This is a genomic window from Thermococcus sp. 101 C5, assembly GCF_009372125.1.
GTDB classification, from domain to species: domain Archaea; phylum Methanobacteriota_B; class Thermococci; order Thermococcales; family Thermococcaceae; genus Thermococcus_A; species Thermococcus_A bergensis.
The window spans coordinates 1-9,916 of the sequence record NZ_WHIZ01000067.1 but is presented as its reverse complement, the minus strand read 5'-3'; the positions used below and the strand labels follow the sequence as shown (position 1 = coordinate 9,916).

Sequence of the window (9,916 nt, the reverse complement as noted above, 5' to 3'; positions counted from 1 at the left end):
TGACCTGTTACTCTGATGGAAATTTGCTGGCTTTACTGTCTGTTGATCCGGCGAATAAGCATGATGTGAGTGTTGTCCGGGAAAAGTTCTGGGTGATTGTTGAGGAGTTTTCCGGCTGTTTTCTGTTTTTGGATAAGGGGTATGTTAGCAGGGGGCTCGAGGAGGAATTTCTGAGGTTTGGCGTTGTTTACACGCCAGTAAAGCGGGGGAATCAGATTAGTAATCTGGAGGAGAAGAAGTTTTACAAGTACTTGTCTGACTTTCGCAGGAGGATTGAGACTTTGTTTTCGAAGTTTTCTGAGTTTCTTCTGAGGCCGAGCAGGAGTGTTAGTTTGAGGGGGTTAGCTGTCAGGATTTTAGGGGCGATTCTGGCCGTGAATCTGGACAGATTATACAACTTCACAGATGGTGGGAACTAGGGTTATTATTTTCATTCCGGGCTTAAGTCTTGTGAGTGTTGCTGGTTTTACAAAAACATCTTTTCCCTCCTCGAAAATCCTTCTCAATAATGGCTTTGGTACGGGAAAAGTTGCTCCAATGATAGTCTCCCCTTTACTCATCAAAATCACCTCCAATCATCTTGGTTTCCTAAGAATAAATAATTTTTGGAAGAGCAATCCTTATTTAGAACTTCAACATAAAAAACTTAGGTGGTTTCAATGGCGTATTGGCTCTGCATAACGAATAGGGATAACTGGAAGGTTATCAAGGAGAAGAACGTTTGGGGCGTGCCAAGGAGGCACAAGAATACCATTGCCAGAGTAAAACCCGGAGACAAACTCGTAATTTACGTAAAGCAGGAAAGAAAAGATAAGCAAATCCTTGAGCCGAAGATCGTGGGAATTTTTGAGGTTGTGAGCGAGCCTTATGAGGATTCAAGCAGGATTTTCAAGAGCCCACCGCACTTGAACGAAACCTATCCGCTCAGGGTGAGGATCAAGCCCATAAAGCTTGGAGAGGTTGAGTTCAAGCCTTTAATTCCAAAATTGAAGTTCATTACCAATAAGAAGAAGTGGAGCGGGCATTTAATGGGCAAGGCAATGAGAGAAATCCCGGAGGAGGACTATGAGCTAATAAAGAGCTTGTTGTGAAATTCAGGAGAACTCCCAATCAAAATACCAGCGTAGCGAGATACAATAGATAACAAAAGGCTTCAATGAGCAACGGTACTTTTTTCTTTTATTTGAGAACAAGTGTGAAGAAATTTCTCCAGGAAAATTTACATGATCAAGCACGAAAATACACGGGGTAGAGGTACAAATGGGGAATCATGAAGAAAAGAAATTTGAACAGTAACCGATGACGCATAACAATTGCTGGTGAGATTGCTATGTTTGAGAAAACAAAAGATTATTAAGCTTCTTTATGAAGTACTTAACAGAGCGGGGATGACAGTGGGGTTGTAACCGATGACAACGTCTCCGAGGAAAACCGTCTGTTTGGGAAATAAAGCCTAAAGAAGGGAGTTTGATGTTAGTAACCGATGATGAGTGTCATCCCAGCCGAGTGGTGACGACGTTTATCCCCACCTGAGGTGTAGAAAATGTTCGGATTTTTTAAAAAGAAAAGGAAATACGGTTCCTTGATATACGTAAGCGAGCCCACGATTATTTATCATACTCAAACCGAGAAGGTAGTGCTGAAAGTTATTGAGGAAAAGCTTAACTCAAACAACTTCATCATCCCCTCCGATTATGGACTAAAGCCTACCCACCACATGATAAAAGACGCAGAGGTATTTGTTGCCATTGGGATAGTCGGTAAGTTTACATCTCTCGTCTGCAGAGAGATAAAAATCGCACAGGAGCTTAAGAAAAGGATATACACAATAAACGTAGCAAGGAAAGGCGATATGGTTTATTATGATTTCTTTGAAGGCATTCCTGATGATATCGAGTGGCTAAGTGAGGAAGAGACTAGAAAGCTCTACGAGGAGTTCAGAAGAGAAGAATTCTCAGGCTTCATGAAAGTCTTCCTGGGAGATAGAAAAAGACAGTGGTAAATCTTATTTAGGAGAAATCAAAGATACCTTTTGGTGAATTCCATGAAAAAATTAGTGATCTTTGCCTTTGTAGTAGTATTATTTCTGTTGCCATTTACACATGCCTAGGAGCTGGAGTATCTTACATGGGGCGGTAATGAAGTCGACAGTGGAGTGGCTTACCTCCCTGGAGAAGCATACTCAATCTTGGTAGGTTCCACGAAAAGCTTCGAAGATGTGAGAGCTGGCTTTATTGTTAAAGTTGATGACAAAGGGGGCTTAGGATTTCAAAGGCTCATCTACTCCTCCAAACCAATTTCCATCAAGGACGCAGTCCTTTATGAAGACCGAATATATTTTGCGGGAGAGGTGGGTTCCATAAGCTTTCAAGATGCCAATGCATTTGTGGGAGCATTCAGTGCAGATGGTGAGCTTCTCTACTTCAAAACTTTTGGCAGGAGCCTTAATGACGGTGTCGAAGCCATAGATATAGCGAATGACAGAATTTACGTGGCGGGATATACAACTCCCACAGGAAGCATTCAACGGGCATTTCTAGCTGAGCTGTCACTCAATGGTCACGTAAATTGGGTAGTTGAATTCGGAAATGAAAATGCCAAAGCAACTGCAGTAAAAGCTACTTCATCCCATATCTACGTTGCTGGATCTTATGACAAAGGCGTTTTTGTCTGTGCCTTTGACCTAACCGGAGAACTGAGATGGGCTAGAGCATATCCACTGAAGGAAGTAAGGGCAGTGGAATTCAAAGACAACTATGTATATGTAGCCGGAAGCACAGGGGATAAGATAGGGTTTGGGAATGCATTCATACTGAAAATCTCTCAAAACGGAGATACAATCTGGAAAAAGCAGTTTGGAATAGGATATGGAGATGAGTTCGTTTCCATAATGTTCAACAACTCCGAAATAATTCTTTTGGGCTCCAGCGGCAATTTTACCTCTGGCAATCACGACGCTCTTCTTTCAAAGTTCGATGAATCGGGAGAGCTGCAGTGGTTCGGGATAATCCAAGGAGGGAAAGAAGATATGGTGGCCAAAGGAATTCTAAAAGACGGTGTGATATATGCAGCAGGTTACACAGAAGATTTCTCCAAAAAGTTCATTGTTCCCAGTGTTTCAGAGGTTACATGGGAAACACTATATGGGTCTCTTGACATACCGGAAGAAAAATATTCACCTGAGCCCAAGAAAATAACCTTGGAGTCTTCCGACTATGAAGTGCACATAAAAACGGTCAGCGGAACATTGAACTCTCCAAAAAATGGCGACGCATGGTTCTTCAGATTTGGAAAAGAGAAAACTATAGCCGAAACAACCACTTCAACAACTGAAACAACCTCTTCCACATCTACAACAATCACAACAACTCAAACTACACAATCACAAACCACCACTTCTTACACCACTACAACGGATACATCCTCCACACCCCAATCTTCCTCAACAACCCCAACATCTACCTCTTCAACTACGAGTGAGGAAAGCAAAGGTATTTGCGGACCTTCGGCACTTGTGCTCTTTACACTGGTTTCTCTGCTCTGGAGAAAGAGAAAGAGATGAAAGAAAGGCTTTTATTTTCTTTCCGTTATATTCCCGTGGTGATAAAAATGGCGAAATTTTTTGTCCCGAAGTCGCATCCCAGGTATTGGAGCCTTTACTACAGACATAAACTGGAAGAAGCCCTTGAAAAAGGCATTTTAGCTACAGCAGGGCTAATTGCTCATGGAAGGGGGGAAGCTTTTGATTATCTTATCGGGGAAACAACTATCGAACCAGCAGAAAAAGCCATGAGAGCTGCAGTCGCAAAAATTCTTTTAGCCGAGCACCCAGTGCTTTCAGTAAATGGAAATGTGGCGGCACTGGTTCCAAAGGAGACAATAGAGCTTGCAAAGGTCCTCAATGCAAAACTTGAGATAAACCTCTTCTACCGGACAGAGGCAAGGGTTAGGGCAATAGCAGAAGAGCTCAGAAAATATGACCCGGAGATTGAGCTTCTCGGCATAAACCCAACCAAAAGGATCCCAAACCTAGAAAGCGAAAGGGGTAAAGTTGATGAGAACGGCATATGGAAAGCAGATGTTGTCGTTGTACCATTGGAGGACGGGGACAGGACAGAAGCGCTCGTAAAGATGGGCAAGTTCGTTATAACAGTTGACCTAAACCCCCTCTCAAGGAGCGCAAGAATGGCGGATATAACTATAGTCGACAACATAGTGAGGGCATACCCAAGAATGATTGAGCTTGCCAAGGAGATGAAGGAACTCCCTAGAGAGGAACTTGAAAAAATAGTGGCGGAATACGACAACGGGAAGGTACTCAGCGAGGTCTTAATTCATATGAAGGCTAGGCTGGAAAAATTAGCCGAAGAAGGTATTTGGAGACGGGAAAGCCTTTAAATTTTTTCAACCTTTTCTACCAGTGCCCTTAGGCTTACAATTAGCTCGTTTTCGTCTTTGGCATTTGATATTACCAGCGGAACTCTCTCCCTCTCCGCTATTTTTACAGCGAGTTCATCAAGCTTTTTGACTCCATGGAGGACAACTACCGCCGGCTTCAGCCCCTGAACCCTTATGGCAATCATTGGGCTTCTTCCCGTGGTCACCTTGGTAAAGACTAGTGCCCTTTCAGTAGTCCATCCATAGAGCTTCAAGAACTCGTCGCTGCTCATTTCTAAAATGGCCTGTATGCTGTCTATAACAGTATAGCCGTAGATTTTTCTCCCAAGAAGGTCTTCGTTTGCGACGATTTCTCCCTTTACTGCCTCAACTATATCAGCAACTGTAACGGGGAACGCAAACTCCCTTATGTCGAGAATAGCATTCGTGGGAAGATCACTGCCTATAGTCCTGCTGAAAGCCCGTATGACGTTCCCTCCCCGCTTCTCATCTATCTCAAGGAGGGCCTCAACAAACTTCCTAATCGTGGAAGCACCGGGGCTTTTCCTTCTGCCGCCTTCATAATCGCTGATAACGGAAGAGGAAACGCCAAGAAACTCGGCAAGCTCAGTTTGACTTACACCAAATATCTCTCTCCATTTTCTCATGGTCTTTCCGGGATCAGAAGATAGGGTTATTTCCCCAGCAATTCTTTTTGCCAGAGCTTCCTTTTCTTTCTCCAACATAATTAACTCCTCACAGCAGACAGTTATAAGTCTTTCGGCAATTGACTATAAAAGGGGGTAATAACCCGCCCGAGTTCATTGACTCCGCCTTCGGCGGTGCTCCCCGGGCAGGAATACTTGGAACTTTTCATTAATAACCTTTGCTATTTCTTCATTTCCTCTTTTATTGTCTCGGCAAGCCTTTTTATACCTTCTCTGATCTTCTCCTCTGGAACGTAGGTGAAGTTAAGCCTCATTGTGTTCTTGACATCCCTGTGGGCGAAGAAAGCTTCTCCCGGAACGTATGCAACACCCTTTGCAACAGCCTTTTCAAGCATTAGCTTTGTATCGATTCCCTCGGGAAGGGTTACCCAGACGAACATTCCGCCCTCTGGCTTTGTCCATTTAACGCCTTCTGGCATGAACTCTTCTAAGGCCTTCAACATTGCATCCCTTCTCGGCTTGTAGAACTCAATTATATTTGGTATGTGATTGTCGAGGTGGCCTCCCTCCACGTACTTCCACGCTATAACCTGGCTGAAGGGGTTTGTACAGAGGTCAACGCTCTGTTTGGCTATCTCGAGTTTTCTTATCAAGTGTGGCTCTGCCGCTATCCATCCAATCCTAAATCCTGGAGCAAGGATCTTGGAGAACGTTCCCAGGTACATAACTCTGCCCTCGTCGTCCCATGCCTTAATGGGTTTTACTGGTTCGCCGGAATAGCGGAGCTCTCCGTATGGGTTGTCTTCAACTATCAGGAAGTCATACTCGCTCGCAAGCTCAAGAAGCCTTTTTCTTCTCTTTTCACTCATTGTAACGCCAGCCGGGTTCTGGAAAGTGGGTATTGTGTAGACCAGTTTTACTTTCTTCCCCTCTTTCTCCAGTTCCTGCAGCTTCTCCTCGAGGAGATCAACCCTCATTCCTTCATCGTCAAGCGGTATTTGGACAAATTCGGGCTCATAGTACTTGAAAGCCTGGAGTGCTGCGAGATAAGTTGGGGCCTCGACAACAACGATGTCACCCGGATTTATGAAGACCCTGCCGATTAAGTCAAGGGCTTGCTGTGAGCCGCTTGTAATCATAATGTCTACCTTAGAGATTGGAATATCATATCTCTTTCTCATCCACTCAGCCAATGCAAGCCTCAAAGGAGTAAAACCTTTTGTAGTTCCATACTGAAGGGCCTGGGCTGCGTGCTTTTCAAGAACCTCTTTAGTAATTTCCGCAATTATCTCTACCGGGAAGGTCTCCGGTGCTGGAAGACCCCCAGCAAGTGAAATCACGTCTGAAGACTCAACAAGCTTTAAAAGCTCCCTAACCTCTGAAGCTTTCATTCCAAGGGCTTTCTTTGAGAAGTATTTTTCGTAATCCAAAGTCGGTGCCTCCAATTTCTCCTTAAGTCTCTTCTCAAGCTCCATCTCAATCGTCCTCCATGTGGTTTATTTAATGTACTAAAATGAACACATACCCTATTTTATGCATTGATAGTTTTGTTGCAATTAAATATAAAGCTTTCGGCGTTGGTCGGAAATGTGCTTTATATTTGTAAAAACTTAAAGTGCAAAATATTTATGTACATAAAGGAACATATAAAAACATCAACGAGCAGAAATTGGGACAGTGAGAGTGAGCTATATAAACCCATCTGAGGAATTAAGACTATAATGGGGGGATCGAAATGCCCGTAATAAAAGAGGTTTTGGAAATAGCGGAGAAAATAAAGACGATGGAGATAAGAGGAGCAGGAAAAATAGCAAGGTCAGCAGCTTATGCTCTGCAACTTCAAGCTGAAAACAGCAAAGCAAAGAGTGCGGATGAGCTCTGGGAGGAAATTAAGGAAGCAGCGAAGATTTTATACCACACAAGGCCAACTGCAGTTTCTCTTCCAAATGCCCTGAGATACGTCACATATCGTGCAAAAGTAGCATATAAAAGCGGTGCTGACTTGGAGGAGCTTAGGTTCATAGTTATAAATTCAGCAAAAGAGTTTATACACAACTCAGAAAACGCCGTTAAAAGAATAGCTGAGTTTGGTGCAAAGAGAATTGAAGATGGAGACGTCATAATGACCCACTGCCACTCAAAGGCCGCTGTTGGAGTTATGAAGAAGGCATGGGAAGATGGAAAAGACATCAAGGTCATCGTAACCGAGACAAGACCAAGATACCAGGGAAAAATTACCGCAAAAGAGCTTGCTGAAGCGGGAATCCCTGTCATCTACGTCGTTGATGGGGCCGCAAGACACTACATGAAAATGACAGACAAGGTTGTTATGGGTGCAGATTCAATAACGGCCAACGGTGCCGTTATAAACAAGGTAGGGACTGCCCTACTTGCTTTAACAGCAAAAGAGCACAGAGTATGGGTGATGATTGCAGCGGAAACCTATAAGTTCCATCCGGAGACGCTCTTAGGCCAACTGGTCGAAATAGAGGAGAGAGATCCATATGAGGTTGTTCCAAAAGAAGAACTTGAGACATGGCCCAAGAACATAATTGTCAAGAACCCTGCATTTGATGTTACACCGCCGGAGTACATTGACGTTATAATCACCGAAAAGGCCGTCATTCCGCCTTATGCTGCAATAGACATACTGAGAGAAGAATTTGGATGGGCGCTCAAATACACCGAGCCATGGGAGGACTGAAGTCTTTTCTAGGCCTTTCCACTTTTTTCCGAAAGCCTTGCCGTTCACGTCGGGAGAAAGTCAGAACAGTTCCTCCATCTTCTCATACAGGCGGGCTCTTTTAAGGACTTTTTCTACCTTCCACTTGGGAGTGCGCATTATCATCATCTCATAGAAGCCCTCAAGGTTGCCCCAGAACTTTTGAGCCGCCATGGCGAGGTATATAACCTCCTTCGGCTTGAGCTTCCTTCCAAGGTCAACACACAGTATGTTTATGGCCCTCTCGAGACTTTTGAATGCCCTGCTACCACTGAGGATAGCCAGCATAAAATCCTCAACAGTCGGCTTTTCCCACTCTATGCAGGGTCCGAGTTTGATCCTCGTTCCTATAAGAAGGGGCACTACCACTGTTTCTCCAACCTGGAAGTTCTCACCTTGCCTTTCAGAGGCAAAGGATGACAGCTTACCAGTTATTGACTGTATAACCCTCTCCTCGTCCTCATCGATGTCAATGGCAACACCTATCTTATCCACATTAAAATCAAAAACATCCATCGCTCTGAGGAAGTTGCCAAGGTTCCTCACGACGCCAGAGTTGCCCTCACTGGGTATTATCGCAAGATATGTCCCCTCACGTACTATAAGTTCGTAGTTGTCCTTATCAAAGAGAGTTTCAATTGGTTTTAGAGCCTTGGGCACGTTTCTAGAGTTTCCTCGCGTGCGTGACTCTGTGAAGCCAAAGACCTTCTTATAAGCAGCCTTAAAAAACTTGGAATCCGTTTTTCCCTCCACAAATAGAACGGAAACTTTCTCTTCCCCTTTGAAGTCACCACCACGGAGGTCGAAGTCTAGGTATTTCCTGAGTTCGAAGGCCTCCTTAAAAGTGAGCGACTTTCCGGTGTCCGAGTAAACCAGAACGTTATCTTCTCCCCTAAAGCGGGCTAATAACATGTCTATCAGCTCTAAACTGGCAGTAACTAAAACCTCCTCGCCCGTGAGGGAAGAAACGAAGGTCTTAAGTTCCTCTCTGGTCTTGCCGTACTCAGGGAAGAGTATTTTCTCATGGTTTCTCTCTTCAAGTGCAGATTGGTAATTCTTTCCGGTAATCACTATCATTCCAACCACCACGTTCTGCAAAGCACATATGAGCACTGCAGGGATTAAAATGAGCCCTGGACTTCATAAAAGAGCTCATCCTCTCCAATCTCCTCTTTTAGCTTTTTGAAATTCTCTCCAAGCCGTGATAATCTTGATTTGCTCCGCTCGAGCATTTCATTTGCTAATGCAATTGAAAACTCAAGGTATTCGTCGCTTATTAATATTTTCCCATCTCTGCCGAGAGGGGCGGTTAAGTATTCGGTGCCGTTTATCTCCACCAGGACTTTCTCTTTACCCAAGGCTTTGAATGTGGTGTACTTAAAGCCCGAAGAAAGGCCAATCTCATGAAGCTTTTTCCCTATTTCTAGGCTTTCTCCAACTACGTGAAAAATCGGTGGCTGAGCTTTGAGGAATATCATTCCTTTCTGAGCAGCTTTTAGACTTTCTTTTGCTTCTTCGAACGTTATTGGAGCATGTTTCTTGATGAGCCACCTTGACAGCGGCTTGGCCCCTATTTCGGGCTCTTCGATTATTCCAACCCTTCCTGAGCATGAGCTTGTTGTGTAGACTCCTTTTATTGAGTTGATGAGCAGAAGAAGGTCCATTATATCACTATCAACTTTACCCTCGTTTATTGCTGTGAAGAGTGATTTTAGAGCTTCCCTCTTCGCTCTCATGTAAAGCTCACCCCCAAAGGCTCTTATCCTTGATAAAACTTTGACAATAGGGCCAACTGGTCATTAATCTATTCTCAGCACTTTTTGAGCATATTCTGGCGGGGCGTGTTTATAGTAACCTTTATTAGGGTTTTTGCTGAATTCTTTCAGGTGGTTGTCGTGATCCCCAGATGGGATCACAGACTCAAAGACCCTGAAAGCGTGGCATTCGCAATTCTTGACGTTTTAGCAGACTTCGAATCAGAAGGAAAGCTGAAGAACCTGCCAAAATCCAAAAAATTTCCAGTAAAAACAATACTGGCAATACTCCTCTTTAAACAATACTACAACCTACCTCTCAGAGACGCCCAGCACTACGGCAGAAAATTCTTCGGAGCAAACATTCACTACTCAACCCTCCACAACTGGGAGAA

Annotated in this window: 12 protein-coding genes; 7 read left to right on the top strand and 5 right to left on the bottom strand. The window is 44.0% G+C overall.

What is annotated here, in order from left to right; all coding sequences use genetic code 11:
* Positions 1-419: transposase (locus GBV73_RS09295; protein ID WP_152880944.1), on the top strand; the 419-nt coding region annotated here is incomplete at its 5' end.
* On the opposite strand, the gene GBV73_RS11190 is transcribed toward GBV73_RS09295, so the two are convergent.
* Positions 390-560, bottom strand: a complete 171-nt coding sequence (locus GBV73_RS11190; protein ID WP_172967222.1) for a hypothetical protein — start codon at positions 558-560, stop codon at positions 390-392. The two genes, GBV73_RS09295 and GBV73_RS11190, sit on opposite strands and share 30 nt — an antisense overlap.
* Before the next feature lie 99 nt (positions 561-659).
* On the opposite strand from GBV73_RS11190, the gene GBV73_RS09290 reads away from it, so the two are divergent.
* From GBV73_RS09290 to GBV73_RS09275, 4 genes are all read left to right on the top strand, one after another.
* Positions 660-1,091 carry an EVE domain-containing protein gene (locus tag GBV73_RS09290; RefSeq protein WP_042698661.1) on the top strand — a complete coding sequence of 144 codons (432 nt, stop codon included), beginning with the start codon at positions 660-662 and terminating at the stop codon, positions 1,089-1,091.
* Between the two features lie 452 nt (positions 1,092-1,543).
* Positions 1,544-2,002, top strand: a complete 459-nt coding sequence (locus tag GBV73_RS09285) for a hypothetical protein (RefSeq protein ID WP_042698663.1) — start codon at positions 1,544-1,546, stop codon at positions 2,000-2,002.
* Between the two features lie 153 nt (positions 2,003-2,155).
* A complete protein-coding gene (locus tag GBV73_RS11240) occupies positions 2,156-3,562 on the top strand; it encodes a CGP-CTERM sorting domain-containing protein (protein ID WP_216643942.1) in 1,407 nt (468 codons plus the stop codon).
* 47 nt (positions 3,563-3,609) lie between these two features.
* Positions 3,610-4,398: a 4-phosphopantoate--beta-alanine ligase gene (locus tag GBV73_RS09275; protein WP_087036636.1), complete on the top strand. Its 789-nt coding sequence runs from the start codon at positions 3,610-3,612 to the stop codon at positions 4,396-4,398.
* Here GBV73_RS09275 and GBV73_RS09270 read toward each other — a convergent pair.
* Positions 4,395-5,123 carry a helix-turn-helix domain-containing protein gene (locus tag GBV73_RS09270; protein ID WP_152880941.1) on the bottom strand — a complete coding sequence of 243 codons (729 nt, stop codon included), beginning with the start codon at positions 5,121-5,123 and terminating at the stop codon, positions 4,395-4,397. The two genes, GBV73_RS09275 and GBV73_RS09270, sit on opposite strands and share 4 nt — an antisense overlap.
* Positions 5,124-5,266: 143 nt before the next feature.
* Complete coding sequence (locus tag GBV73_RS09265; RefSeq protein ID WP_042698676.1) at positions 5,267-6,520, bottom strand: PLP-dependent aminotransferase family protein; 1,254 nt, start codon at positions 6,518-6,520, stop codon at positions 5,267-5,269.
* A 260-nt stretch (positions 6,521-6,780) separates the two neighbouring features.
* On the opposite strand from GBV73_RS09265, the gene GBV73_RS09260 reads away from it, so the two are divergent.
* Entirely contained in the window at positions 6,781-7,749 is a 969-nt protein-coding gene (locus GBV73_RS09260; RefSeq protein ID WP_042698678.1) for a ribose 1,5-bisphosphate isomerase, read from the top strand.
* A 60-nt stretch (positions 7,750-7,809) separates the two neighbouring features.
* Here GBV73_RS09260 and GBV73_RS09255 read toward each other — a convergent pair whose 3' ends face one another.
* Positions 7,810-8,844 carry a DUF3226 domain-containing protein gene (locus GBV73_RS09255; protein ID WP_152880939.1) on the bottom strand — a complete coding sequence of 345 codons (1,035 nt, stop codon included), beginning with the start codon at positions 8,842-8,844 and terminating at the stop codon, positions 7,810-7,812.
* 44 nt (positions 8,845-8,888) lie between these two features.
* Positions 8,889-9,503 carry a hypothetical protein gene (locus GBV73_RS09250; protein WP_042698682.1) on the bottom strand — a complete coding sequence of 205 codons (615 nt, stop codon included), beginning with the start codon at positions 9,501-9,503 and terminating at the stop codon, positions 8,889-8,891.
* A 105-nt stretch (positions 9,504-9,608) separates the two neighbouring features.
* Here GBV73_RS09250 and GBV73_RS09245 point away from each other — a divergent pair.
* Positions 9,609-9,916, top strand: a 308-nt coding sequence (locus GBV73_RS09245; RefSeq protein ID WP_152878644.1) for a hypothetical protein, incomplete at its 3' end; no start/stop codon positions are given.